This is a genomic window from Arthrobacter sp. sptzw32 (assembly GCF_059089735.1).
This window is the reverse complement of the sequence record NZ_JBNHEZ010000002.1, coordinates 390,055-413,178: the sequence shown is the minus strand read 5'-3', so window position 1 is coordinate 413,178 and position 23,124 is coordinate 390,055. Positions and strand designations below refer to the sequence as shown.

Sequence of the window (23,124 nt, the reverse complement as noted above, 5' to 3'; positions counted from 1 at the left end):
TGCACACGTGAAGGAATCTTTAACCGGTCTCAGAAGGCGTCGATCATTGACAGCCCGGCGCGGACTGCGGAAAGTGGTTGTTGCATCTGTTCCAGCCCTGTGCTGGAGTTCGGGGGTACCCATGGGCAATGACGGCTATGGTCTTCACGTGAGGCTGCTGCAGTCGTGGCAGCTTCGCCAGGACGGCGAGGTCCTGCATGTCGCCACGCGGCAACAGCGGCTTATTACCGCGCTGGCCATCCATGGTCCCCGTCCCCGAAGCTTTCTCGCTGGCCTGCTGTGGCCGGAAATCGCCGAGCAAAAGGCACTCGAAAGCGTTCGTGTTGCCGTACACCTCATCTCGCGGCAGGTGCCGGGCCTTTTGGTCAACGGCGGTTCAGTACTGTCCTTGAGCGAACGGGTGGACGTGGACCTGCACAGGCTTCGGGCCCGGATCCGGGAACTGGGGCAGGCCGGGCTCGACGGGAATGCCACCTTCCTTCTTCAGCAGTTACGGGAAGCGGAACTGCTCCCCGGCTGGTATGAGGACTGGGTGCTTTTCGAACAGAACAGGCTGCAGCAGGACCGGCTCCACGCCTACCACCTGATCGCCCGCCAGTCGCTGGTCCGTTGCGATTATGAGGCGGCCCTGCAGGCTTCGGAGGCCGCGCTGGCCATTGAGCCGCTTCGTGAGAGCGCGGTTGGACTGCTCATCGAGGCCGAACGGCGCCAGGGAAACAACGCTGCCGCGCTTCGGGCCTATGAAAAGTTCCAATGCCGGTTGAAGGAGGACCTGGGTCTTGTGCCTTCGGAGGATCTGCGGCGCATCGCAAGGGAAATTGCGTCACGGGCCAACCAACCGGAAACTGCCTAAACCTTCCGCGGGGGCTCGGCCTGGGACAGAACCCATTGACGCACCAACCTGAGGACTTCCTCCGGATCGACCGCATAAACGGTGGCCGGGTCAGCCGTGGGGACTTGGCTGAAAGTCAACCTTGCGCGAAACCCCGGCGCCTGGTCGGGTTCGTTCCAGGTGCGGATCACCAGAGTACCCATCGACGGCGTTGCCCGGTCTGATTCGTCTCCGCCAGGAGGTCCTGACAGAGGATCATCCGTTGTCATGACATGTCACCTTACTCTCATTTAGTCGGGGGCACCTGCCTTGATCCTGCTCAACAAGAATCAGGAATAAGCTTGGGTTCGCCCAAAATCTGCTCAAGATCCTCCGGAACAAGGGGCACAATAGGTGCCATGGCTGAATCTGAAGCGGTAACAACCCAAGGCTCCACAGTTGAGGAATGGACACAGGCGCTGGCAGAGTCCAAAGGTTCGCCGGGCGGAGGGGCAGGAACAGGAGTCATGCTTGCCATCGCCGCGTCCCTGGCGTCAATGGTGGCCGGCTACTCAGAACCAAGCCACGATCAGGCAGGGGAGCTGGCCGATATTCACGCCCGGGCGCGTTCCCTCCGGAAGACCGCCCTGCAACTGGCCGACGACGACGCTGCCGCCTCCGAAGCATTCGGCGCAGCTTTCCGCCTGGAGCCGGGGCGGGAACGCGACGACGCGATCCACGAAGCGTCCGTGAACGCCGCGAAAGCTTCCGCAGTGCTGGGCGAAAGGGCTATTGAAGCCATCGACGACCTCGGCTGGCTTGCCGCCAACGGTAACCCGGCGCTGATCGCCGACGTCGTGGTTGCTTTCGGCGCCCTTCGGGCAGCAGTAACCGGGGCGCGTACGAACGTCAGCTTCGACCTGGCAACGCTGCGGTCCGCCGGTGCCACCCTTGAGCAGATCCGCGAAGAGCATCCCGTCCTGTGGGCCACTGTCCAGCAGCTGAACGCGGCGCTGGACCGGATCGACGAACTGACAGCTGCCGTGGACCACCGCGCCGCCCCCACCGACACCGGCAACGCCCCGGACCAGCAGGGCAGTCAGAGTCAGGCCTGATAAACCGGTTTCGTAACGGTTATGCGGCAGGGCAGTCAGTCGCCGGAGAGAAATTCCGGCCTAGCCTCACAATAGCCGGACAGGAAGGTGGCAGGCAGCGATCACAAAATTTCCTCGATTCGCGGCACAGGTGGGGCTTACCGTGGAGGGGTGACTGATCGACCCGACATTTTCACCCTTGGGGAACTGCGTGCCGCCGGGCACGTCCAGAAGGACCTGCGCCGCGAGATCCGCGACAACCTGCTCGCGGCGCTCGCCTCCGGCCAGGACCCCTGGCCGGGCTTGTACGGTTTCAGCCGGACGGTCCTTCCCCAGCTTGAGCGCGCCTTGATCGCCGGCCACGACGTGGTCCTGCTGGGGGAGCGCGGGCAGGGCAAGACGCGGCTCCTGCGCACGTTGGCCGGACTGCTGGACGAGTGGTCCCCGGTCATCGAGGACTCGGAACTGAACGAGCACCCGTATGGGCCGATCACGGAGCAGTCCCGGGCCCGGGCGCTCACTGAAGGGGACCGTCTGCGGGTGGCGTGGCGCCACCGCTCCGAACGGTACGTGGAGAAGCTTGCGACGCCGGACACCTCCGTTGCCGACCTTGTCGGCGATGTGGACCCGATGCGCGTGGCTGAGGGCCGCCGCCTGGGCGACCCCGAAACCATCCACTACGGTTTGGTCCCCCGCTCCAACCGCGGAATCATCGCCATCAACGAACTGCCGGACCTCGCCGAGCGGATCCAGGTGGCAATGCTCAACGTGATGGAGGAACGCGATATCCAGATCCGCGGCTACGTCCTGCGGCTGCCGCTGGACGTGCTCGTCGTCGCGTCCGCCAACCCGGAGGACTACACCAACCGCGGCCGGATCATCACGCCGCTGAAGGACCGGTTCGGCGCGGAGATCCGGACGCACTACCCGATAGAGCTGGACGACGAAGTAGCGGTCATCCGGCAGGAGGGCCGGCTGGTGGCCGATGTTCCGCCGGTCATCCTTGAGATCCTGGCCCGCTACACCCGCGCGCTCCGGCAGTCCCCGGCGGTCAACCAGAGCTCGGGAGTGTCAGCGCGCTTCGGCATCGCAGGGGCCGAGACCGTGGCCGCGGCAGCACTTCGCCGGGCCAGTGTCCGGGGGGAGGAAGAAGCAGTGGCGCGGATCGTCGACCTGGGCGCAGCCGTGGATGTCCTCACAGGCAAGATCGAGTTCGAGTCGGGAGAGGAAGGCCGGGAACAGGACGTCCTGGAGCACCTCCTGCGTACCGCCACCGCCGAAACGGTGCGGGCGCATTATCACGGCATCGACCTGGGCCCGCTTGTCGCCGCCCTGGACGGCCACACCACCGTCACAACCGGCGAACACGTCACGGCGCAGGAGTTCCTCGAAAACCTGCCGTCCCTCAACGGATCGGGACTTTACGATCAGATCAGCGGGCGACTCGGGGCGGTAAACCGGGGGCAGCGCGCGGCCGCCATCGAACTCGCCCTGGAAGGGCTCTACCTCGCCCGCCGGATTTCCAAGGAATCCGACGACGAGGAAACCATTTACGGCTAGCTTGAGCGCGGCTGGAAGCAGAACCAGGAGGCGACATGGCCATCCACCACCACTCCGCCAGATATGGCAGGTACGCCGGCGGACCCGATCCGCTCGCGCCGCCCGTTGATCTCGCAGAGGCCCTCGACGCTGTCGCCGAGGACGTCATGGCCGGTTACTCGCCCCGCCACGCGCTGCAGGAGTTCCTGCGGCGCGGCGGCCGTAACCGGGAAGGCCTGGACGATCTGGCCCGACGTGTCCGGCAGCGCCGCAGTGAGCTGCTGGGCAGGCATCGGCTGGACGGCACCTTGAACGAGGTGCAAAAGCTGCTGGAAACGGCAGTCCTGGAAGAACGCAAGCAGCTGGCCCGCGACGCCATGATGGACAACACCGACCGCGCCCTCCGGGAAATGCAGCTCCAAAACCTGCCGGCATCCACGGCGGCTGCCGTCAACGAGCTCGCCTCGTACGACTGGCAGTCCAGCACCGCCCGCGAAGCCTACGAACAAATCAAGGACTTGCTGGGCCGCGAGGTCCTGGACCAGCGGTTCGCCGGGATGAAGCAGGCGCTTCAAAAGGCCACGGACGAAGACCGGGCAGTTGTGGCCGAAATGCTGCGGGATCTCAACGGGTTGCTGGACAAACACCGGCGCGGTGAGGACACGGACGCCGACTTCGAGCAGTTTATGGCCCGGCACGGCGGCTTCTTCCCGGAAAACCCGCGGTCAGTCGAGGAACTGATCGACGCTCTCGCCAAACGCGCGGCCGCGGCCCAGCGGCTCCTGCAGTCCATGTCCGCGGAGCAACGCGATGAGCTGATGCGGCTGTCCACGCAGGCTTTCGGATCACCCCAACTGATGGCCCAACTTGATCAACTCGACTCCAGCCTGCGCGCCCTGCGCCCCGGCGAGGACTGGACCGGCTCCGAACGCTTCGAGGGCCAGGAAGGCCTGGGCCTGGGCGACGGCACCGGGGTGCTGCAGGATATCGCCGAACTGGACGGACTGGCTGAACAATTGTCCCAGTCCTACAACGGATCAAACCTCGGCGACCTGGATCTGGATGCCCTCGCCCGGCAACTGGGGCAGAACGCCGCCGTGACCGCCGGGACGCTCGCAGAAATTGAACGCGCCATGCAGGACGGCGGCTACCTGAAGCGGGGAACCGACGGGGACCTCCGGCTGTCACCGCAGGCAATGCGGCGGCTCGGCAGGTCGCTGCTGCGTGACACCGCAAAGCAGCTCTCCGGCCGGCAGGGGCGGCGCGACACGCGCGTGGCCGGAGCGGCCGGGGAGCAAACCGGGTCCAGCCGTCTGTGGGAGTTCGGCGATGCGGAGCCCTGGGATGTCACCCGTACCCTCACCAACGCAATCAGCCGGACCGTAGCCGACGGCGGCAACCCCGGGAGCAGGCTCAAGCTCACGGCGGCTGACATCGAAGTCAGCGAGACAGAGGCCCGGACCCAGGCCGCCGTCGTCCTGCTCGTCGACGTGTCATTCTCCATGGCCGCCGAGGGGAGGTGGGTGCCGATGAAACGCACCGCCCTGGCCCTGCACCACCTGGTCTCTACCCGCTTCCGCGGCGACCGGCTGGGACTCATCACGTTCGGCCTTCAGGCTCAGTCGATGGATATCGGTGAACTGACAGCCCTGCCTGTCCGGCGGGAGCAGGGGACCAACCTGCATCACGGGCTGCTGCTGGCCGGCCGTTTCTTCCGCCGGCACCCGTCCATGCAGCCTGTACTCCTGGTGGTGACCGACGGCGAACCGACAGCGCATCTGCTGCCGGAGGGTGAGCCGTGGTTCTGCTGGCCATCAGATCCGGAAACCATCCGCGTCACGGTCGCTGAGCTGGACCGGCTTGGGCGTGCGGGGACGCAGGCCACGTTTTTCCGGCTCGGTGATGACCCCAGCCTTGAGCGGTTCGTCCAGCGGATGGTGCGGCGGGTGGGCGGCCGGGTGGTCGCACCCGACGTCGGCGGACTCGGGGCCGCTGTTGTGGGCGAATACCTGCGGGCGCATTTCCGGGGCCGGGTTTTCGGCGACTCCGACTGGGTTTCCTAGCCACCGCGCGAGGGCGCACGTGCCGCCACGCTTCAGGGAAGGGGTTCCCCGCTTGATCCCTTGTCCGGATGATCCGTTGCGGCGGTGGCACGGTCAGCGGGAGAACCCTGCCGCCGGCTGGCCACCAGGAACGGAACCGCGAGGCTCTGGAAGAACCCTGCGAGAGCCAGTGACATCGGATAGCCGTACAGGTCCGCGCTCCTGCCAAGCACCGGCTGCACCACAACGCCGCCGCTGGATCCCATCAGCGAGTCGAAGCTGAGCACGGTGGCGCGCTGCTTGGACGGGATCATGTCGTTGACATAGGCCTGCCGGACCGGGGTGGCAGCGGAATCAATGACGGCCCACAACGTCAACAGGGCCAAAGCCACCCAGAACACCCGGGTAAAGCCGAGCACCACAAGCAGGACGGCACTGATGCTGCCGCTGAGGATCAACACGGATGTGCGCTTGCGGAACCAGGCCCGCACGTAGGGTGCAAGCCAGCCGCCCACCACCTCCGCACCGGCCACGATGGCCGCCGCCAGTCCGGCTACTGAATAAGCGCGTGGGTCGCCGAAGAGCTCCAGCAGGTAGGGCTGCAGGGCGTAAAAGACATAAATCCCGACGCCGGCACTGAAGGGGGCGGCCAGCATGACGTACCGTACGGACGGGATTTTCAGGCCGTTCTCAATGGAAGCGGAGAGTACTGCCTGTGTTGCCCGAAGTGGGTGGGTGGAGCGCTCAGGGGTGAACCCGACATCGTGCATCAGCCAAAAGGCGACCGCGAACATGGCCAGCAGCACCCCCACCCGCACCAGGAACGGCACGCCAAGATCCGTGGCCTGGGCTATCACGCCACCGGCAACTGAACCGGCCAGCATCGCCACCCCGGAGACCATCTGACCGCGCCCGAAGACGCCCTCCAGCCCGCCTTCATACCCGGAATAGCGCAGCGCATCCACGAGCCAGGCTTCAACGGCGCCAGAGAAGAACGTGAAGCCCAGGCCAAGCAATACGGATACCACCGCCCACAACGGGAACGGGGCGGAGAACTGCCACAGCAGGTAGTAGAGGTAGGTGGAGCCCGCCAGCGTCACGGTGCCGAGCAGGAACGAAACCCGGCGCCCCCAGCCGTCCGCAACCACACCGGTGGGAACCTCGAAAATCACCATTCCCACTGTGAAGAATGCGTTGGCGGCGAAGGCCTCGAAATTGTTCAGGCCCGCATCCAGCAGGAACAGTGTGTTAACGCCCCAGATAAACGAGGCCGCGAGCGTATTGCCCAGCGTCAGCGTCAGATAGATGCGCTGGATCCTGCGGGCCGCGGAGTTCATCGGTTCGGCAGCCCGGCCCCTGCGTGCAAGGAACACGAGGTTATTGTCGCCCTGTTCATGCTCCTGTGCCAGTGGGAACGGCGCCGCTGCCGCCACAGCAGCCGCATTCCATGTCAGGATCAGGGTATGCCTGACCGCCTGATGCTGCTGGACACCGCTTCGCTGTACTTCCGCGCCTTCTATGGCCTGCCCGACTCGATCCGCCGGGCAGACGGGACGCCCGTTAACGCCGTTCGGGGACTCCTGGACATGATCGCGCGGCTGACGACGGATTACGGGGCCACGCATCTCATTGCGTGCTGGGATGATGACTGGCGGCCGCAGTGGCGGGTGGACCTGGTTCCCAGCTATAAGTCGCATCGTGTCGCCGAGACCAACACAGACGCCCCCGACGTTGAGGTGGTGCCGGACGCACTCGAGGCGCAGCTTCCCATGATCCGGCGCGTACTCGGCCTGGCCGGAATCGCCGTCGTCGGTGCTGCCGACCATGAGGCCGATGATGTTGTGGGCACCTACGCCACCCAGGCCGGGCTTCCTGTCGACGTGGTCACCGGGGACCGTGACCTGTTCCAGGTTTGCGACGACGCCCGCCAGGTCCGGGTCATTTACACCGCACGTGGCATGAGGAACCTTGAGATCATGACCGAAGCGGTGGTGGTGGGGAAGTACCGCGTGCTGCCTCAGCAGTACGCCGACTACGCCACGCTTCGCGGTGACGCATCGGACGGCCTGCCGGGTGTGGCCGGGATCGGCGAGAAGACGGCAGCATCATTGCTCCTGAAATACGGCACCCTCGAAAACCTGCTCGAAGCTGCAGCGGACCCGCACAGCGGCCTATCGTCACCCGTCCGGGCCAAGCTGGAAGCCGCCGCGGACTACCTCGTAGCCGCGCCCGCCGTCGTCCGCCTTGTGCGGGACCTCACCCTGCCTTCGCTGGAGGAAGCAGGCGCCCGGCTGCACCCCGTCACGGGGGAGGCCCGCGCAGAACTCGAAAGCCTCGCCACTGACTGGAACCTCGGGGGTTCGGTCCGGCGCCTGCTCGACGCGCTGGACCGCATCGGGCCAAGCTGAAACGCGGCGGTGCAGGTTCGGCCGTGTTCCCGCCACGCGGCCCGAAACTGCCCATTTCTTGAGCAAAAGTGACATGTTCTGCCGCCTTCGGGGCCGTTAGGGTGGGCTTCAGTGGTTCAAGCAGCCGGACCGCAACATTGGGGGAATGGAGTGTTCATGGCTGAGAGCCAGGACCGGCACGACAGTTCCAACGGGGACGCGAAGAAGAACGCTGCCGGCGAGGCAGAGGAAGTGGAACAGCAGGCAGAAGCTCCTGCTGCCGCGCCGGAAGATAAGCCCCGCCGTCCGCGCCTCTACGGTTACGACCCCGACCATTGGCCGGAGCTGGGTTGATGCCGGAACCCGGACGGGCCCTGCAGGCCGGGTCCGGCAGCAGACAAGCCAACCACGGCGTGGCTAAGCTTGGTGTGTCCGGACCATCAGCCTGCTGACGAAAGCGCGGTGAGTGCAATGCCGAAGACGGGAAAGAACCACCACGCCCGCAAGGACGAGCTTCCCTCAACCCTGCAGCGCTCGGACCGCAAAGCGCAGGACACGTTCGCCAAAACCTACGATTCCGCAATGGAGTCCTACGACCAGGACGAAAGCCGCGCTGCCCGCACCGCCTACGCATCCCTGAAACACAGCTACGAAAAAGTGGGGGACCACTGGGAGCCCAAAGAGCAACGCGGGCCCTCGGACAAGCGGGCGGAAAAGGGACCAGGTTCAGCCGAGCCCACCGCCGGCGGCGTGGACGCAAATGCCACAAAGAAACACCTGCTGGAGCGGGCCCGGGAACTGGAGATCGCCGGCCGCTCAAAAATGGACAAGGACGAACTCGTCAAAGCGCTGCAAAAGGCGAACGACGCCGCCACCCGTAAGGCCCGCGAAAAGTAGCAAACAACCAGGCAAAGACGCCAGGAGGTTCCGATGTCCGTGAAAGGCACCAAGGACGCAGCAGGTACTGCAGGACGGGGCGGGCCGGAAGGCCGGCCCGGCAACGGTTCCGCCGCGGTCTCGCCGCGGGACCCTGCCATGGTCAGGAACGTAGCACTCGTGGGCCGCTCCGGTGCCGGCAAAACCACCCTGGTCGAGGCCCTGCTTGAGGCCAATGGCATGATCACCCGGAAGGGCTCCGTGGTTGACGGCACCACCGTGAGCGATTCCGATCCCGCCGCCATCCACCAGCAACGCTCCGTGGCAGTGTCGGTGGTCCCGCTGCCGGTAGCAGGCATGAAAATCAACCTCCTCGATACTCCAGGCTACCCGGACTTCATCGGTGAGCTGCGGGCCGGCCTTCGCGCTGCTGACGCCGTCCTTTTCGCCGTTTCCGCCGTTGACGGCGTGGACGCGGGCACCACAGCGATCTGGCAGGAGTGCCAGTACCTGGGAATGCCCCGCGCTGTGGTCATCACCCGGCTGGACCACCCCCGCGCTGATTACGACGGCGTCCTGGCCGCCTGCCGCGCAGCGTTCGGCGACACCGTGCTCCCGCTGTACGTCCCCGTCAGGGCCGGCGGGGAGGTCAGCGGCCTCCTCGGCCTGCTGTCCGGCACGGTCTTTGAGTATGCCCCCGAGACCCCGGGCGGCGCAGCGCGTGCCGGGGAGCCGCAGGAGATCGCGGCAGCGGACGCTGCCCGTGCCGAGCTGATCGAGGGCATCATCGCGGAAAGCGAAGATGAAACGCTGATGGAGCGTTACCTTGGGGGCGAGGACATCGACGCCGGCGTGCTCATCGCAGACCTGGAGACCGCCGTCGCCCGCGGCTCCTTCTTCCCGGCGGTGCCGGCCTCCTCGCTTACCGGGCTGGGCACGGCGGAGTTGCTGGAGCTGCTCACCAAGGCGTTTCCGTCACCACCGGAGCGGCCGCTGCCGCGGGCGACGGACCTCAACGGAGCGCCCGTCCGGACCCTTGCCTGCAACCCGGAGGGGCCGCTGGCGGCCGAGGTGGTCCGCACCACCGTGGACGCTTTCCTGGGCCGCGTCTGCCTGGTCCGGGTGTTCTCCGGAACCCTGCGGGGGGACACGCCGGTACACGTAAGCGGACACGGCCTGGCTGACCGCGGGCACCAGGACCACGACACCGACGAACGGCTCACCCACCTCTACTCACCCCTCGGAGCCACGCTTCGGCCGGTGCCCTTTTGTATCGCCGGCGACATCGCCGCGGTAGCCAAGCTGGGCAGCGCCGAGACCGGAGACACCATCTCGGCCAAGGACCAGCCATTGCTGCTGGCCACCTGGGAGATGCCGGAACCGCTGATGCCGGTGGCCGTTGAAGCCGATTCCCATGGTGACGAGGATGCCCTGGCCCGCAGCCTGGGCAAGGTAGCGGCCGGCGATCCAACGCTGCGGGTGGACCGGAACGCCGAAACCCACCAGCTGATCCTCTGGTGCATGGGGGAGGCCCACGCCGAAGTGGTGCTGGACCGGCTGCGGGACCAGGGCGTCAAGCTGCACACCGTGGACGTCGTGACGCCCCTGCGGGAAACCTTTTCCACCCGCGCCGCAGGGCACGGGCGCCACGTCAAGCAATCCGGCGGCCACGGCCAGTATGCCGTCTGCGACATCGAAGTTGAGCCCCTGCCGAGGGGATCCGGCTTCGAATTCCTGGACAAAACGGTAGGTGGCGTGATTCCCGGCACCTATATCTCTTCCGTTGAGAAGGGCGTGCGTGCGCAGATGCAGAGAGGCGTTGCGTCCGGCTTCCCGGTAGTGGATGTGCGTGTAACGGTGGTGGGCGGCAAGGCGCACAGCGTCGACTCCTCTGACGCGGCCTTCCAGGCAGCCGGTGCCCTTGCCCTGCGGGAAGCGGCAGCGGCGGGCAAAATCCAGCTACTGGAACCTGTCTCCTCCGTGGCGATCAGCGTCCCTGACGAACATGTGGGGACCGTGATGAGTGACCTTTCGGGGCGCCGCGGCCGCCTTACCGGCACCACCTCCGCCGGCGGGGACCGGACCGAAATCACGGCCGAAGTGCCGGACCAGGAACTCCTGAAATATGCGGTGGAACTGCGTGCCCTGACGGCGGGGACCGGCACCTTCAGCCGTCAGTACATCCGCCATGATCCCGTGCCCGGCAACCTGGCCGCTGCCGGGGCGGGCAGGTGATCCTGGGACTTCGGCGGGCTTAAGGCGCCTGCGGCGCGTGCTGTTCCGCTTTCCTGGGAGTGGTGCTTCTGGGCGTAATGGTGAGCGACGCGACACGCTTCAGCCGAGGGTGGAGCTGGTCGCCGCCTTCCACCACGCCTTTCTGCCACCACAGGTCCAGGCCTTCTGCCGTGACCTCAAGGCAGGCCAGGTTGTTGTCGAACCAAGGCCCCTTGATGCCGGACCAGTTGAAGGGCGGGGCCGGGACTTTGGCAGAGTGCGCCGCGAGGGCCCCCAGCGATGCCGCAAGCCCGTAGGACGAGATGGCGGTGACAAACCGCATCAGCCGGGGCAGCGGATTACGGATCGGCGAGCAGACAGCCTGGATGATCCTGCTCCCGGTTGCCCGCTGCACTTCGGAGACGTAGGAAAAGTGGACGTCCCCCGAGAGGAACACCACGGCCTCCGGCGCGTCCCCGCGCTTGCCGTCCGCCACCTCGCTGGCCAGGGCGGCGAGGCGCTGGAAGCTTTTCTGGAAGGCCGCCCAGTGTTCCAGGTCCAATGCCTGGCGCAGCTTTTCTGCGCCCTTGGCCGGCAGGCGTCCCCACGCGCCCTCGGCAATGGCCTCGTTCCAGGATTCCACGTGGTGCAATCCCATCGGCAGGAGGAACGGCAGCGACGTGGCGATGAGGAGGTGGCGGAAACCGCCACGCATGCTGTCGTCCAGCCAGCCCATTTCGACCTCGTCCAGCAGTGCCCTTCGGTCCGGCGAAAGGTCCCGGGCCGCACGGGAGTCCACCACAATCAGCCGGGTGTCGCCGAAGTCGCGGCAGAGGCTCCACCGGTAGGTCCCGGGGTCGGCGTCAGCCCGTTCCACGAGTTGGTCCAGTTCAGCACTGATGTCCAGTTCGCCGTCGCCGGTATGGTGAACCACCTGCTGCCACAGGGCGTCCCGGGATCGTTCCTGCGGAGACAGGTTCCCCAAATGCTGGTAGACCCAGTACGACGCCAGCCCGGAGACCACCCGTTCCCGCCACCAGGGGGTGGCGGCCATGTCCTGCTTCCACGTGAGGGATGCGTTCCAGTCGTCACGGATGTCGTGGTCATCAAAAATCATGCTGCTGGGCAGGGTGGACAGCAGCCACCGGTTGGCGGGGTCGGACCACGCCAGATAGTAGAGGTGGGCATACTCTTCGTAGTCCTTGAGCTCCTTTCCCGGCGCTTCCTTGATGTCCCGCCGGGAGCGGATGAACTCCTGCATGTGCTTGCTGGTTGAGTCCGCGTACACCTGGTCGCCCAGGAAGGCCACCAGGTCCGGCCAGGGGGTGCCGTCGTCGGAGGCCATCTGCAGGGCGTAGGCGCGCAGGGAGTCGACGCCGTGGCTTCGGTTTCCCGAGGCATCGTGGGGGATGCTGGTGCGGCAGGAGCCGAAGGCCAGGCGAAGGGGCCTGCCGGGAGCCAGGGTGGCAATTTTCGACGCCGGCAGGTCGGATTCCGGATCAGGCCACACCTGGGTCCCGTCGACTTCGACGGTGTAGGGGGTGACAGTTCCGGGCCCCAGCCCGGTCACCTCCACCAGCGCGTAGTGGTGCCCGTGAACGGCGAAGGTACGGGCGGCCCACCTGGTTCCGTTACCGCCGACCGTTACCTCCGCGGCGCTGCGGGTTTCCACCCAGATACTCGCCGAGTTTTCATCCACGAACCGCATCATGGGGCCGAGCACCAGGGGCGACGTCATGAATAAGTTGTACCCGCTCCGCGGCGCCGGCGCCATGGCAGGACACTAGCCGGTCAGGAGCTCAGGGTGCCCCTGACGATACTCACGCTGGAGTGCGCCGGATTGCCGTCCAGCGGTTCATCGGAAATATCAACGATGGGGTAGCCGGAAAGGTCCAGCCCTGCCGGAACGTCAAAACGGCCGGACGAGGAATTCATGATGCCCAGGCTGACCAGCCGGGAAAGGTCTGGGGCAATAAGCCAGACTTCCTGGTAACCCCGGGCTTCGGTCTTATCCAGCTGCACCTCGATGGTCCGCGAACCGTCGCTGGTTTCGGTCACCGTGGCTGAACCCGTGGCGGAAAACCGGTCCAGCGGTTCCAGGCGTGCCGAGGCAAGCGGAACCGGGGCGACCGTCTGGTTGACGGCCACAACAACTCCGGTGGTGATGACTGCGGCGGCGGCAGCAGCTGCAAGCCACGTCGCCGGACGGCGAAGCCACGTTACCTTGGCGGGTGTTTGGACCGGCTGCGGTTCTGCAACGGATGTCTCCGCAGTGCGGGCCGGGCCAAGCGGGTCGGCCGCGACGGTGTCGGAGAGTCCCAGCGTGCGGTGTATTCCTTCCCAGACATTCGCGCCCGGACGCTCCAGGGAACTGGCGTCGGGGGTGGTCCGGACCGCGTTGACGGCGCGCCGGAGTGCGGCGTACTCGGCTGCGCATTCGGGGCAGGACCGGAGGTGGTCGGTGCTGCGGGTGTCCACGGGCTCGTCCAGGGCGAACAGGCTCAGGACTTCGGGGTCAAGGTGCTGCATGATCCACCTCCAATCTGTGTCTCAAATGGCTAAGGCTGCGGCGGATGTGACTCTTGACCGTACCAAGCGGAAGATTCAGTTGCCGTGAAATCTGGTCATGGGTCAGGTCATCGTAAAACGCCAAACGCATGATGGAACCCTGCGGTTCGCCGAGCCGGTCAAGCTCCCCGTCCAGCAGCAGCCGGTCGGCCAGGACTTCGGCGGAGGCGGAGGCCGCTGCGTCCTCCGCCTCCGGTTGGAGTTCCGCGGCCGCAAACACTTTCCGGTTTTCCCGGGCAGACGCGCTCAGGGCATCGGTGACGGCGTTACGGGTGATGCCCACAATCCACGCCGGCAATTCCGCCCTGCGGGGATCAAACGCCGACCGTGATTTCCAGACGCGGATGAAGACTTCCTGCGTGACGTCGTCTGCTGCAGTGCGGTTCCTCAGAGCCCGGAGCGCCAGTGTGTACACCAGGGGAGAGAACTGGCGGTACGCTTCGGCGAGCGCTGTCTCGTCGCCGGCGGAAAACAAGCGGCTCAGCTGGGGGTCCCAGCCGCCGGGGCCGGGTGGACGTTCTGCGGCTCCGCCTTCGTGCTGGGTTCCGCCGGAAGGCGCCGGGCCGGAAGGTGCCACATTGGCCTCCTTCCCCTCGGCGTTGAGTGTCAAGGCTGCGGAGCCGGTCATTCCGGTTCCGCAGTGACAATGACATTGTCACTGTAGTCCTGTTTCTCGTCCAGCCAACGGCCTCCGCAGGTCACGAGCTTGAGCTGGTGCGGCCCGTCACGGCGGAAGAGGGAGCCGCCGTCGAACTTGTCCTTGGCCATCAGTTCAACGGAGCGAACCCGGTAGTTGAGGGCGGGTGCGCCGTGGCGCTCGATAGTGACGCGCGTGCCCGGCGCCAGGCCCTTCAGCTGCGACAACGGCGCCAGATCAGAAGTAGTGTCCACGTGGCCCGCCACCACTGCTGCCCCCGCCGCTGCGCCGGGGGCCGGCCCGTGCCGGTACCAGCCGGCCTGGTCGAAGGCGTCCGGGATCTCCATGGCCCCGTCAGGAGACACGCTGACTTCCACGATGTCCAGGCTGATGGTGGTGCCCTCGACTGTCAGGAACCGGGGTGCCGGGTCCCGGGGAGCGGCAGGGGCGGGGGTGACCTGGCGGACGGGAATGTCGGGCAGCGGGGCGGGGGTGCCGGTGGGAGCCGGTGGCGGTGTGGGGGAGGGAACGGCGCCGGCTGTTGCGGCGGGCGCAGCAGCTTCGGGCGGCGGCGGCGCTGCGGGAGTGCCGCAACCGGACAGCAGTACCGCCGCGGCAAAGACGACGGCGGCTCCCGCCCCGCGTGCCCCCGCTGCCTTGCGTCCAATGCGCGTCACCGCCGGATCCCGGGCATCGACTTGGAATGACTGCTCCGTCGTCGTGCTTTTCATGGGACTGCCTCCTCTATCCAGTCTGCGGGAGCTCCGCGGCCTGGTGGGTTGGAACACCAGGGGCGGACGTGCCGAGCCGGCCGACCGGAGGGGATAGCCGGTCGGCCGGGGTCTCGGTGCCGGAGCTTCGGGCGGTCACCCTGCTCCTGCAAGCGGTGCGCTAGCTTGCCCTGCGCAAAGCCACCGAACGGGATACTGCCGCGGCTCCCAGCAGGAGGGCGATGCCTGCGGCTCCAAATCCGGCAATCGCCATAACCTGGCCGGCACCCTCATCAGCAGCACCGGAACGCCCGCCCGGAACAGCACCCGGGGCTGAGTGCAGGCCCTCGATGGTCTGCACGGCGAGCTGCAGGTTCTGGTCCGTGAGGCTACCCCAGGCGTACACGATGGTGTGGGTGCCCTCGGCGACCGTAACGTCAGCCGGGCCGATAACGGGCTGGGTGGTTCCCGCCGCTGCCACAGCTGCCGGGATAGTGCCCGGATCGAGGGTCAGGGTCTGCTCGTTCGGATTGGCCAGGTTGGAGATGACGGCGCTGCCGCCGGCCAGGACGTCGACGGCGGGAGCGGCAGCGGTGTGCCTGACGGTCAGCTTGCCCTTGCCGGCTTCAATTTGGGAGACGTCGTTGGTGAAGAGGTTTGCGGTGGGCTTGCCGGCTGCATCAAGGTTGGCCACTGCCGTGTAGTTGCCGTTGGCGGCGAGGGTCACGTTGACAGGACCGATGACGGCGGCAGTTGCGTCTGCCGCGTCGGCGGCGGTGATAGCCAGGGCGTAGCTTCCGGCCGGAAGGGCCAGCGGGCCGGCGAGGGTGCCGGGAGTGAAATCGTCTAGGGTCCGTTCACCATTGACCCAGACATCCACTGTCAGGCCCGGGACTCCGTGCAGGACGGACAGCTGGGCGTCTCCTTCCGCGGCCTGTGCCGGGCCGGCGAAAGCCAGTGCCGCCGCGATTGCCACTGCTCCTGATGCGAAAATGCTGGTGCGCATGATTCCTCCTTCTGCGGCCCGCTGGGCGGGCGGTTTTTGCTTACACCCCTACTACCGGCGGCGAAGGTCATCTGGATGCACATGCATGAAAAATCTTTAAAAACCTTTTTGGTCCCGCTCCTGAAGGCACGCCTGGCCCATTACGGCGGATGTACCGGTATGACCCTCCGTTTCGGCCGGCGTCGGTACGTTGCACCAGCGGTTGAACAGAAGGAGGGGCCGGTGGTTTGGTGAGGTAACGATCCAACGAGAGGGCCATCCATGACAGCCACATCAGATCTTGCTCCCCGCCGGCTTCGCGACATTTTTGGAACTTTCGCCACCGGTCTGACAGTGATTACCGGCACCACGGAGGAGGGGCCGGCGGGCTTTACCTGCCAGTCTTTTGCGTCGCTGTCCCTCGAGCCGGCGCTGGTGACCTTCAGCCCCGCCAGGAGCTCCAGGACCTGGCCGGTGCTGCGGCAGGCGGGATCCTTTGTTATTAACGTCCTCCCGGCCGAACACCAGCATCTCGCGGCGCAGTTCGCCAAGTCGGGGACGGACAAGTTTGCCGGCGTCGGCTACCAGGCTTCACCGCTGGGCTGCCCTGTCCTGGACGACGCCCTTGCCTGGTTCGATTGCGAGCTCCACGCCGAGTATGACGGCGGTGACCACACCATAGTGGTGGCTGCCGTGAGGCACTTATGGGCGCGGCAGGACGCGGAGCCATTGCTGTTTTTCAAGGGCCGGTATGCCGGGATTGCTCCAGCTGGCCGACTCCTCGAAGCGGCCAGCTGAGCCTGCTGATGGCGCCGTCGTGCCGCGCCGCGCTTGGGGGTCAGTATGAAATGAAGGCTACGAGTTCCCCGACACGATCCTCCGGGTAGTTGCGGGCTATGTCAGCCTGGCTCACAACCCCCACCAGGTCGTGCCCATCGATTACGGGCAGCCGCCGCACCTGATGGTCCTGCATCGTCCGGATAGCTTCTTCAATCGAATCATCAGCGCCGATGGTAACGGGTTTGCCTTCTCCAAATTCCCCGGCCGTCGCCGTACGCGGATCCCCGCCCGCTGCTAGGCATTTGACGACAATGTCCCGGTCCGTCAGCATGCCTTTGAGCCGGTTGTCCTCGCCGCAGATCGGCAGTGATCCCACGTCGAGTTCCTTCATCTTCCGGGCTGCTGCCTCGAGCGTCTCTTTCTCTCCCACACACTCCGCGCCGCCGGTCATGATTTCCCGTGCCGTTGCCATGTTGGTCTCCTTCGTCCAAGATGCCGTGCCGTCTCTGCGGCCTGTTCCGGTGGCCCTTCGGCGATTTGCCCGTGGTTCACAGCGCTGAAGAACCAGCCGATGGACAAATGCTAAGCCTGCTGATTATCAGTGTCCAGAGCAGTGTCACGCCGTCACTGGTGGGTGCGGTGCACAACGGCGCCGTTCTTGCCATACCGCAATCAAGTAGTAAGCTTGCTGATCAATACTAGTAAGCCTGCTGATTAATTGAGGACAGGAGAAGCGCCATGGGCACAGTTATTGCTGCCGCCTCGGCTCTGGCCATTACCGTCGCCGGAGCAGCCGCGGCTCTCAGTGCCCCCTTTGGCGCTGCCGGGAACGGGGGCCAGTATCTCGCCGGCCATGTGCTGCTCGGGCTGGGCCTCGGCCACACCTTCGCCATCCTGCTGCGGATCGCCACCAGGCGTTTTGTAGCCGGACGTTCGGGCGGCAAGGGAACAGCGGGTGCCGTGCCAACTCCGGCACATATGGCCACGGTCACCGCATTGCCAGCCAGGCCCGCGGCGATGGTACCGCTGCGGGGCAGGCATGCCGCCTGAAACGCAGCCGCGGCATAACGGCAAAGACGGTATGCCGCGCCTGAAGCCTCTCCGCTCCTGGCGGGCAGCCGCGGCGCTGGCGGCAGCAGCAGGTCTTGCAGTGGCACTGTTCACTGCCACTCCGATCCTGCGGCCCGTTGATTCGGATCAGGGCACGCTCCGCGGGCTGCAGGTACGAGTCCTGACCATCAGCCAGGCTGCAGCGGAAAACCGGCTGGACGGGGCACTTGCCGCGCTGGACGCGCTCGAAAAAGACCTGAACGACGCCGCATCCCAGGGCCAGATTTCGTTATCCCGGTACCGCGGAATTGAGGCAGCCGTGGAGTCGGTCCGTACGGATATCACCACCCAGCTTGTGGCGGCGTCCGCTGCCGTGGCCCCTGCGGGAGGCATCGCGGAGACCACCTCCGCCACTCCCGGACCGGCGGAGGCCCAGCCGGCGGTCCAGGCTGAAGCCCAGCCGCCCGTCATGGTTCCGCCCCCCGTTCCTGCGCCGGCTCCCGCTCCTGCTCCCGCTCCGGCTGCCGCTCCTGCCCAGGAAGAACCTGTCCTGCCGGCACCGGCGAAGGAAGCCAAGGAAAAGGGCAAGGGGCCGGGAAAGCCCTAAGCCAACGACCGGGCACAATGGACTGATGACTTCCCGGGCCCGTCAGCAGCAGCCAACCGCCGGCGCACCCTTCGACATCGGGGCCATTGGCGCCGGCCTGGCGTTCGCCATCTCGGCGCGGCCACTGACGCACGCCCTCGCCGGCAGCGGCAGCGGCGAACCTCCACGCGCAGCCGTAGTGCAGGCACCGCCTGGAACCGGTAAGACCACACTCGTTCCGCCGCTGCTGGCAAACCTGCCCGGGCTGGCCGCCGGACGCGTCGTGGTTACCCAGCCGCGCCGGGTCGCTGCCCGTGCCGCCGCCCGCCGGCTCTCGGTTCTGGACCGCAGCCGCCTGGGCAGCCGGGTCGGATACACGGTGCGCGGAGAGCGGCAGGCCGGTCCGGAGACGCTCATCGAGTTCGTAACGCCCGGAATCCTGCTGCGCCGCCTGTTGTCCGATCCAGGGCTGGACGGGGTGGCAGCGGTGGTACTGGACGAGGTTCACGAACGGGGTCTGGAGACCGATCTGCTCATCGGCATGCTCGCGGAGGTGCGGGAATTGCGCGGTGACCTTACCGTCGTCGCCATGTCCGCAACGCTGGACGCGCCCCGGTTCGCCGCGCTGCTCGCCAACAACGAGGACGGAACTCTGGCCCCCGTTGTGGAGTGTCCCTCGGTGCTTCACCCGCTGCAGACGCAGTGGCGCCCTGCCGGCGGACCGCGCCTGGACGGCAGGGGAGTCACGCCCGCCTACCTCGAGTACCTTTCGGCGACAGCCGCGGCGGAGGTCACCAATGCCCTCCGTGAAGACAGCTCGGCAGATACCCTGGTTTTCGTTCCCGGAGCAAGGGAAGTATCCCGGGTGGCAGCGGGACTTCGCAGCCGGCTCGGCTCCGGCGTGGAGATCCTCGAGCTTCACGGCCAGGTGGGCCCGGCCGAACAGGACCGCGCAGTTTCGGGCCGCGCTGCCGGTGGCAGCGCCAGGGTCATCGTGTCCACCGATCTCGCCGAGTCCTCCCTCACCATTCCCGGTGTCCGGCTGGTGATCGATTCCGGCCTCACCCGGGAACCGCGGCGCGACGCCGGAAGGGGCATGAGCGGACTGGTCACCGTTTCCTGCTCCCGTGCCTCAGCCGATCAACGTGCCGGGCGGGCCGCCCGCCAGGGTCCGGGGCGTGTGGTCCGCTGCTATGACCAGCAAGCCTTTGGGGCTGCCCCGGCCCACGTGACCCCGGAGATAAGGGTGGCCGACTTGACCGGGGCCGCCCTGATCCTGTCATCCTGGGGCTCCCCGCGGGGAGCCGGACTCGCACTGCCCGACCAGCCACCCCGGCAGGCCATGGACGATGCGATGGAGGTCCTGCGTGAACTTGGCGCAGTGTCAGGCGATGGCCACATCACCGCCATGGGAAAACTGTTGGCCACCATTCCGGCTGATCCCCGCCTGGCCAGGGCCCTGCTTCACGGCGCAGCGTTTGCCGGACACCTGCCCGCCGCCGAAGCCGTGGCGCTGGTAACGGGGGATCTCCGGGCACCGGGCGCGGACCTCACCCGCCTGCTGTCCGGGTTGCGGAGCGAAACAGGGCCGGAAGCGCGCCGCTGGGCGGAGGAATCCCGCCGCCTGGCTGCCTTGGCAAAGCAGGCAGCGTTGCCTGCTTCCCCGACGCCGCCGGCGCACGCGGCGAGCGCCGCGGGCGCGGCGGTGGTGGGAGCCGTCGTCGCGCTTGCCTTCCCTGACCGGGTGGCACGCAGGGTGGATGGCGATACCCCAAACCGCTACCTCCTGTCCTCGGGGACCCGCGCAGGGCTGCCCGCCGGCAGCCCCCTTTCCGGCCAGGAATGGCTTGCGGTAGCCGAAGTAACCCGGGCGGACGGGCGGGACTCGGCCGGCACCGGAGCGGTGATCCGGTCCGCGGCACCCCTCTCTCCCGACCTGGCCGAGGCTGCCGCATCACACCTCCTGGCGGACACCGTCGAGGCGCAATTCACGGCCGGCCGCCTCTCTGCCCGCAGGGTGCGCCGCCTTGGGGCGATCGTTCTGGCATCGACGCCGGTCCGGCCCTCACCGGCTGAAGGGCGCGCGGCAGTAGCGCAAGCACTGCAGACTGAAGGCCTTGGCGTCCTTGACTGGTCGACGGCGGCCGATGCTTTGCGCCGCCGTCTGGCCTTCCTGTACCGCGGACTGGGCGTGCCGTGGCCGGACGTCTCGAACCAGGCGCTGCTGCTCCGATTGGAGGACTGGCTCGGACCGGAGCTGGAAGCACTCGCCGGCGGAGCGGCAGCGCGCGCCATTGACCTTGCCCATCCGTTGCGCCGGCTGCTGCCCTGGCCTGAAGCCGCCCGGCTCGATGACCTCGCCCCGGAGTGGCTCGAAGTTCCGAGCGGATCGCGGATCCGGATCGAGTACCCCGTCGTGTCAGACGACACCGCCCGGCCGGTGGTAGCCGTCAAGCTGCAGGAGTGCTTCGGATGGGCAGAAACGCCCCGGCTGCTGGACGGCCGGGTGCCGGTCCTCTTCCACCTGCTGTCGCCGGCGCGGCGCCCCCTGGCGGTAACGGACGATCTCACATCCTTCTGGTCCGGCCCCTATGCGCAGGTCCGGGCCGAAATGCGCGGCCGCTACCCCAAACATCCCTGGCCCGAGGACCCGTGGAGCGCCCCGGCAACCGCACACGTCAAACGCCGGAAATAGCGCTACGCGTTTGGCTCAGCTCCGGCGGGAAGGCGGCGTGAGATCTCCGATACACAGTTGAAACCCGGCGTCGATGCACTGAAACATCAGGTGGCTAGGCTCGTTCCCACCTGGACGCCGTTGTCCACACCTCAACCCGAAGGACGTGCAGATGTTTCTTATCACCAGCCTCAACCTCTTGCTCGACGGCCAGCGCAAAGACGACAACCGATCCGCCAGCGGTAGTGATGGAACGTCGGATTCCTCCCAGGGCCAGTTGCGCTCCGCCGCATGGGAAGGCTGGTGGCAGGACGACGCCGCCTAGCCGCTGTGCCCGCCAACTGGCGGACTGTTGAATCAGGGACGGCCGCGGATGAAGTCAGCCACCGGCGCGGCGAGGGAAGCACCCACCTCATCCGCAGTACGTTTCCGGCCGGCGACACCGAATGAGTGGTCGCCGCCCTCTACCCACTGCAGGAGGGCGTTGGGCCCGATCCGCGACACCACGCCCGCCAGGATCTCAGGTGTGGCGAAGGTGTCCCGGGTGCCCTGCAGAAACAACATGGGCGTCGTGAGCCCGTAGAGGTGCTCGTCCCGCAGCTTGTCCGGCTTGCCCGGCGGATGCAGGGGATAGCCCAGGTACACAAGCCCGGCGGCTTCCATTCCTTCGGCCACCGCCATGGAGGCCATCCGCCCGCCAAAGGACTTACCTGCCGCCCAGATAGGGCCGGCGTCGTTATTGGCCGCTGCCTGCTCCGCCGCCATGGCAAAGGCCGCATGCCATGCGGCGATGGCCACGGGCGGCCGGTCCGGGAATTTGCGGCCTGCTTCCCGGTAGGGAAAGTTGAACCGCAGCGTTGCTGTTCCCAGCGCATTCAGGGCTGCGGTGAACCCGCGGAGAAACGGGTGCTCCATGCCGGCCCCGGCACCGTGGGCCACCACAACGGTCGCGGACGTATTATCCGGGCGGGAGTAGGCAGCAGTGACACTAAGGCCTCCGACGGCGAGGGTCAGGGGCGTTTCTGAGACGGACATGCCTCCATCATGCCGGACCCGGGAGCCCAAATTCGTCCGCCGTCCGCGGCCGGGGTGTACGTTGTCCCCATGGCGAGCGAACAGACCACCATCACGGTTCAAGGCCCCCACGGCGAACGGGAGATGCGCATCTCCAGTCCCGGGAGGGTCCTCTGGCCAGACCTCGGAATCACGAAACTGGACCTCGCCCGCTACTTCGCGGACATCGGTGAGGCCTTTATCGCAGCGAACGGTGACAGACCGGTGGCGCTGCAGAGGTACAAGGACAACGTTGACGGCGACATGTTTTTCTCGAAAAACCCGCCCAAGGGAACGCCGGAGTTCATCCGGACCATGAAGGTGGTCTTTCCGAGCGCGCGTTCCCATCCCATGCTGGTGCTGGACGAACCCGCGGCGCCCATCTGGGCAGTACAAATGAACACCATCGTTTTCCACCCCTGGCCCTCCCGTACCGCCAACACCGACAACCCGGACCAGCTGCGCATCGACCTGGATCCCCAACCGGGCACTGATTTTGACGATGCCGTCCCGGCTGCGCTGGTCCTGAAGGAGGTCCTGGCTGAGGCAGGGCTCACCTGCTTCGTCAAGACCTCCGGCAACAGGGGACTGCACGTGTACGCGCCCATCGAGCCCACCTGCGAGTTCCTTGATGTCCGCCATGCCGTCATTGCCGCCGCCCGGGAAGTGGAACGCCGGATGCCGGAGAAGGTCACTACTGCATGGTGGAAGGAAGAACGGGGCCAAAAAATTTTCCTCGACTTCAACCAGGCCAACCGCGACCGCACCATTGCCGGCGCCTACAGCCCGCGGGCGCTGCCACACGCCTCGGTGTCATGCCCCATCACCTGGGCAGAGCTGGAGACGGCGGATCCGAAGAACTTCACCATCCTCACCGTTCCGGACCGGCTGAAAACCGTGGGTGACCCCTGGGCAGACATGCACAGCAACCCGGGAACCATCGACACGCTGCTGGAGTGGTGGGACCGCGACCTCAGGAACGGTCTCGGGGAAATGCCGTTTCCTCCGGACTACCCGAAGATGCCGGGGGAGCCGCCGCGGGTGCAGCCCAGCCGTGCCCGGAAGCAGGATTAGCAGGCGCGCCTGTCAGCAGGACGGGGAACGCGGCAGCAGGACCT

22 protein-coding genes are annotated in these 23,124 nt (G+C 66.7%); 14 read left to right on the top strand and 8 right to left on the bottom strand.

Annotated elements, in window-relative coordinates:
• Nucleotides 1-148 precede the first annotated feature (148 nt).
• The 4 genes from AC5RVN_RS05455 to AC5RVN_RS05440 all read left to right on the top strand — a co-directional run bounded on the left by AC5RVN_RS05455 (nt 149) and on the right by AC5RVN_RS05440 (nt 5,507).
• Nucleotides 149-853 carry an AfsR/SARP family transcriptional regulator gene (locus tag AC5RVN_RS05455; protein WP_494104742.1) on the top strand — a complete coding sequence of 235 codons (705 nt, stop codon included), beginning with the start codon at nt 149-151 and terminating at the stop codon, nt 851-853.
• Nucleotides 854-1,230: 377 nt separating this feature from the next.
• Nucleotides 1,231-1,926, top strand: coding sequence for a cyclodeaminase/cyclohydrolase family protein (locus tag AC5RVN_RS05450; protein WP_494137292.1), 696 nt, complete (start codon nt 1,231-1,233; stop codon nt 1,924-1,926).
• 150 nt (nt 1,927-2,076) lie between these two features.
• A complete protein-coding gene (locus tag AC5RVN_RS05445; RefSeq protein ID WP_494137291.1) occupies nt 2,077-3,465 on the top strand; it encodes a sigma 54-interacting transcriptional regulator in 1,389 nt (462 codons plus the stop codon).
• A gap of 35 nt (nt 3,466-3,500) precedes the next feature.
• On the top strand, nt 3,501-5,507 hold the full coding sequence (locus AC5RVN_RS05440; RefSeq protein WP_494137290.1) for a vWA domain-containing protein: 2,007 nt from the start codon (nt 3,501-3,503) through the stop codon (nt 5,505-5,507).
• 32 nt (nt 5,508-5,539) lie between these two features.
• Here AC5RVN_RS05440 and AC5RVN_RS05435 read toward each other — a convergent pair whose 3' ends face one another.
• Nucleotides 5,540-6,823, bottom strand: a complete 1,284-nt coding sequence (locus AC5RVN_RS05435; RefSeq protein WP_494137432.1) for an MFS transporter — start codon at nt 6,821-6,823, stop codon at nt 5,540-5,542.
• A 126-nt stretch (nt 6,824-6,949) separates the two neighbouring features.
• On the opposite strand from AC5RVN_RS05435, the gene AC5RVN_RS05430 reads away from it, so the two are divergent.
• From AC5RVN_RS05430 to AC5RVN_RS05415, 4 genes are all read left to right on the top strand, one after another.
• Nucleotides 6,950-7,894 (top strand): 5'-3' exonuclease, encoded by a 945-nt coding sequence (locus tag AC5RVN_RS05430; RefSeq protein WP_494137289.1) that lies wholly within the window; start codon nt 6,950-6,952, stop codon nt 7,892-7,894.
• Between the two features lie 156 nt (nt 7,895-8,050).
• Nucleotides 8,051-8,227, top strand: coding sequence for a hypothetical protein (locus AC5RVN_RS05425; protein WP_494137288.1), 177 nt, complete (start codon nt 8,051-8,053; stop codon nt 8,225-8,227).
• Between the two features lie 117 nt (nt 8,228-8,344).
• The gene (locus AC5RVN_RS05420) at nt 8,345-8,770 is read left to right on the top strand and encodes a ChaB family protein (RefSeq protein ID WP_494039574.1); all 426 of its coding nucleotides are present in this window, start codon (nt 8,345-8,347) and stop codon (nt 8,768-8,770) included.
• A gap of 33 nt (nt 8,771-8,803) precedes the next feature.
• Nucleotides 8,804-10,984, top strand: coding sequence for an elongation factor G-like protein EF-G2 (locus tag AC5RVN_RS05415; RefSeq protein WP_494137287.1), 2,181 nt, complete (start codon nt 8,804-8,806; stop codon nt 10,982-10,984).
• A 19-nt stretch (nt 10,985-11,003) separates the two neighbouring features.
• On the opposite strand, the gene AC5RVN_RS05410 is transcribed toward AC5RVN_RS05415, so the two are convergent.
• The 5 genes from AC5RVN_RS05410 to AC5RVN_RS05390 all read right to left on the bottom strand — a co-directional run bounded on the left by AC5RVN_RS05410 (nt 11,004) and on the right by AC5RVN_RS05390 (nt 15,884).
• Complete coding sequence (locus AC5RVN_RS05410) at nt 11,004-12,701, bottom strand: alkaline phosphatase D family protein (RefSeq protein WP_494137286.1); 1,698 nt, start codon at nt 12,699-12,701, stop codon at nt 11,004-11,006.
• A 53-nt stretch (nt 12,702-12,754) separates the two neighbouring features.
• Nucleotides 12,755-13,492, bottom strand: a complete 738-nt coding sequence (locus tag AC5RVN_RS05405; RefSeq protein ID WP_494137285.1) for an anti-sigma factor domain-containing protein — start codon at nt 13,490-13,492, stop codon at nt 12,755-12,757.
• Nucleotides 13,479-14,159, bottom strand: coding sequence for an RNA polymerase sigma factor (locus AC5RVN_RS05400; protein ID WP_494137284.1), 681 nt, complete (start codon nt 14,157-14,159; stop codon nt 13,479-13,481). The genes AC5RVN_RS05405 and AC5RVN_RS05400 overlap by 14 nt, the downstream gene beginning before the upstream one ends.
• Nucleotides 14,156-14,899: a class F sortase gene (locus tag AC5RVN_RS05395; protein WP_494137283.1), complete on the bottom strand. Its 744-nt coding sequence runs from the start codon at nt 14,897-14,899 to the stop codon at nt 14,156-14,158. Before AC5RVN_RS05395 ends, AC5RVN_RS05400 begins: the two co-directional genes overlap by 4 nt.
• A 160-nt stretch (nt 14,900-15,059) precedes the next feature.
• The gene (locus AC5RVN_RS05390; RefSeq protein ID WP_494039579.1) at nt 15,060-15,884 is read right to left on the bottom strand and encodes a DUF4397 domain-containing protein; all 825 of its coding nucleotides are present in this window, start codon (nt 15,882-15,884) and stop codon (nt 15,060-15,062) included.
• A gap of 261 nt (nt 15,885-16,145) precedes the next feature.
• On the opposite strand from AC5RVN_RS05390, the gene AC5RVN_RS05385 reads away from it, so the two are divergent.
• Nucleotides 16,146-16,661, top strand: a complete 516-nt coding sequence (locus tag AC5RVN_RS05385; protein ID WP_494039580.1) for a flavin reductase family protein — start codon at nt 16,146-16,148, stop codon at nt 16,659-16,661.
• Nucleotides 16,662-16,701: 40 nt separating this feature from the next.
• On the opposite strand, the gene AC5RVN_RS05380 is transcribed toward AC5RVN_RS05385, so the two are convergent.
• A complete protein-coding gene (locus AC5RVN_RS05380) occupies nt 16,702-17,115 on the bottom strand; it encodes a CBS domain-containing protein (RefSeq protein WP_494039581.1) in 414 nt (137 codons plus the stop codon).
• Between the two features lie 266 nt (nt 17,116-17,381).
• Between AC5RVN_RS05380 and AC5RVN_RS05375 the strand changes: the two genes are divergently transcribed.
• From AC5RVN_RS05375 to AC5RVN_RS05360, 4 genes are all read left to right on the top strand, one after another.
• The gene (locus tag AC5RVN_RS05375) at nt 17,382-17,693 is read left to right on the top strand and encodes a hypothetical protein (protein ID WP_494137282.1); all 312 of its coding nucleotides are present in this window, start codon (nt 17,382-17,384) and stop codon (nt 17,691-17,693) included.
• Nucleotides 17,683-18,300 (top strand): hypothetical protein, encoded by a 618-nt coding sequence (locus AC5RVN_RS05370; RefSeq protein ID WP_494137281.1) that lies wholly within the window; start codon nt 17,683-17,685, stop codon nt 18,298-18,300. Before AC5RVN_RS05375 ends, AC5RVN_RS05370 begins: the two co-directional genes overlap by 11 nt.
• Nucleotides 18,301-18,325: 25 nt before the next feature.
• Nucleotides 18,326-20,974, top strand: a complete 2,649-nt coding sequence (gene hrpB / locus AC5RVN_RS05365; RefSeq protein ID WP_494137280.1) for an ATP-dependent helicase HrpB — start codon at nt 18,326-18,328, stop codon at nt 20,972-20,974.
• A 151-nt stretch (nt 20,975-21,125) separates the two neighbouring features.
• Complete coding sequence (locus tag AC5RVN_RS05360; RefSeq protein ID WP_494137279.1) at nt 21,126-21,278, top strand: hypothetical protein; 153 nt, start codon at nt 21,126-21,128, stop codon at nt 21,276-21,278.
• 32 nt (nt 21,279-21,310) lie between these two features.
• Here the strand turns inward: AC5RVN_RS05360 and AC5RVN_RS05355 are convergent, their stop codons facing one another.
• Nucleotides 21,311-21,988, bottom strand: a complete 678-nt coding sequence (locus AC5RVN_RS05355; RefSeq protein ID WP_494137278.1) for an alpha/beta hydrolase family protein — start codon at nt 21,986-21,988, stop codon at nt 21,311-21,313.
• A 69-nt stretch (nt 21,989-22,057) separates the two neighbouring features.
• On the opposite strand from AC5RVN_RS05355, the gene ligD reads away from it, so the two are divergent.
• Nucleotides 22,058-23,080 (top strand): non-homologous end-joining DNA ligase, encoded by a 1,023-nt coding sequence (ligD, locus tag AC5RVN_RS05350; RefSeq protein ID WP_494137277.1) that lies wholly within the window; start codon nt 22,058-22,060, stop codon nt 23,078-23,080.
• The last annotated feature ends 44 nt before the right edge of the window (nt 23,081-23,124 follow it).

What these genes read in the sequence shown, in the direction of transcription:
- AC5RVN_RS05400 (WP_494137284.1), bottom strand. Translation starts at nt 14,159, where the DNA reads ATGACCGGCTCCGCAGCCTTGACACTCAACGCCGAGGGGAAGGAGGCC.
- AC5RVN_RS05395 (WP_494137283.1), bottom strand. Translation starts at nt 14,899, where the DNA reads ATGAAAAGCACGACGACGGAGCAGTCATTCCAAGTCGATGCCCGGGAT.
- AC5RVN_RS05375 (WP_494137282.1), top strand. Translation starts at nt 17,382, where the DNA reads ATGGGCACAGTTATTGCTGCCGCCTCGGCTCTGGCCATTACCGTCGCC.
- ligD (WP_494137277.1), top strand. Translation starts at nt 22,058, where the DNA reads ATGGCGAGCGAACAGACCACCATCACGGTTCAAGGCCCCCACGGCGAA.
- AC5RVN_RS05370 (WP_494137281.1), top strand. Translation starts at nt 17,683, where the DNA reads ATGCCGCCTGAAACGCAGCCGCGGCATAACGGCAAAGACGGTATGCCG.
- AC5RVN_RS05435 (WP_494137432.1), bottom strand. Translation starts at nt 6,823, where the DNA reads ATGAACTCCGCGGCCCGCAGGATCCAGCGCATCTATCTGACGCTGACG.
- AC5RVN_RS05440 (WP_494137290.1), top strand. Translation starts at nt 3,501, where the DNA reads ATGGCCATCCACCACCACTCCGCCAGATATGGCAGGTACGCCGGCGGA.
- AC5RVN_RS05430 (WP_494137289.1), top strand. Translation starts at nt 6,950, where the DNA reads ATGCCTGACCGCCTGATGCTGCTGGACACCGCTTCGCTGTACTTCCGC.
- AC5RVN_RS05405 (WP_494137285.1), bottom strand. Translation starts at nt 13,492, where the DNA reads ATGCAGCACCTTGACCCCGAAGTCCTGAGCCTGTTCGCCCTGGACGAG.
- AC5RVN_RS05380 (WP_494039581.1), bottom strand. Translation starts at nt 17,115, where the DNA reads ATGGCAACGGCACGGGAAATCATGACCGGCGGCGCGGAGTGTGTGGGA.
- AC5RVN_RS05390 (WP_494039579.1), bottom strand. Translation starts at nt 15,884, where the DNA reads ATGCGCACCAGCATTTTCGCATCAGGAGCAGTGGCAATCGCGGCGGCA.
- AC5RVN_RS05385 (WP_494039580.1), top strand. Translation starts at nt 16,146, where the DNA reads ATGACAGCCACATCAGATCTTGCTCCCCGCCGGCTTCGCGACATTTTT.
- hrpB (WP_494137280.1), top strand. Translation starts at nt 18,326, where the DNA reads ATGACTTCCCGGGCCCGTCAGCAGCAGCCAACCGCCGGCGCACCCTTC.
- AC5RVN_RS05420 (WP_494039574.1), top strand. Translation starts at nt 8,345, where the DNA reads ATGCCGAAGACGGGAAAGAACCACCACGCCCGCAAGGACGAGCTTCCC.
- AC5RVN_RS05355 (WP_494137278.1), bottom strand. Translation starts at nt 21,988, where the DNA reads ATGTCCGTCTCAGAAACGCCCCTGACCCTCGCCGTCGGAGGCCTTAGT.
- AC5RVN_RS05415 (WP_494137287.1), top strand. Translation starts at nt 8,804, where the DNA reads ATGTCCGTGAAAGGCACCAAGGACGCAGCAGGTACTGCAGGACGGGGC.
- AC5RVN_RS05450 (WP_494137292.1), top strand. Translation starts at nt 1,231, where the DNA reads ATGGCTGAATCTGAAGCGGTAACAACCCAAGGCTCCACAGTTGAGGAA.
- AC5RVN_RS05410 (WP_494137286.1), bottom strand. Translation starts at nt 12,701, where the DNA reads ATGACGTCGCCCCTGGTGCTCGGCCCCATGATGCGGTTCGTGGATGAA.
- AC5RVN_RS05360 (WP_494137279.1), top strand. Translation starts at nt 21,126, where the DNA reads ATGTTTCTTATCACCAGCCTCAACCTCTTGCTCGACGGCCAGCGCAAA.
- AC5RVN_RS05425 (WP_494137288.1), top strand. Translation starts at nt 8,051, where the DNA reads ATGGCTGAGAGCCAGGACCGGCACGACAGTTCCAACGGGGACGCGAAG.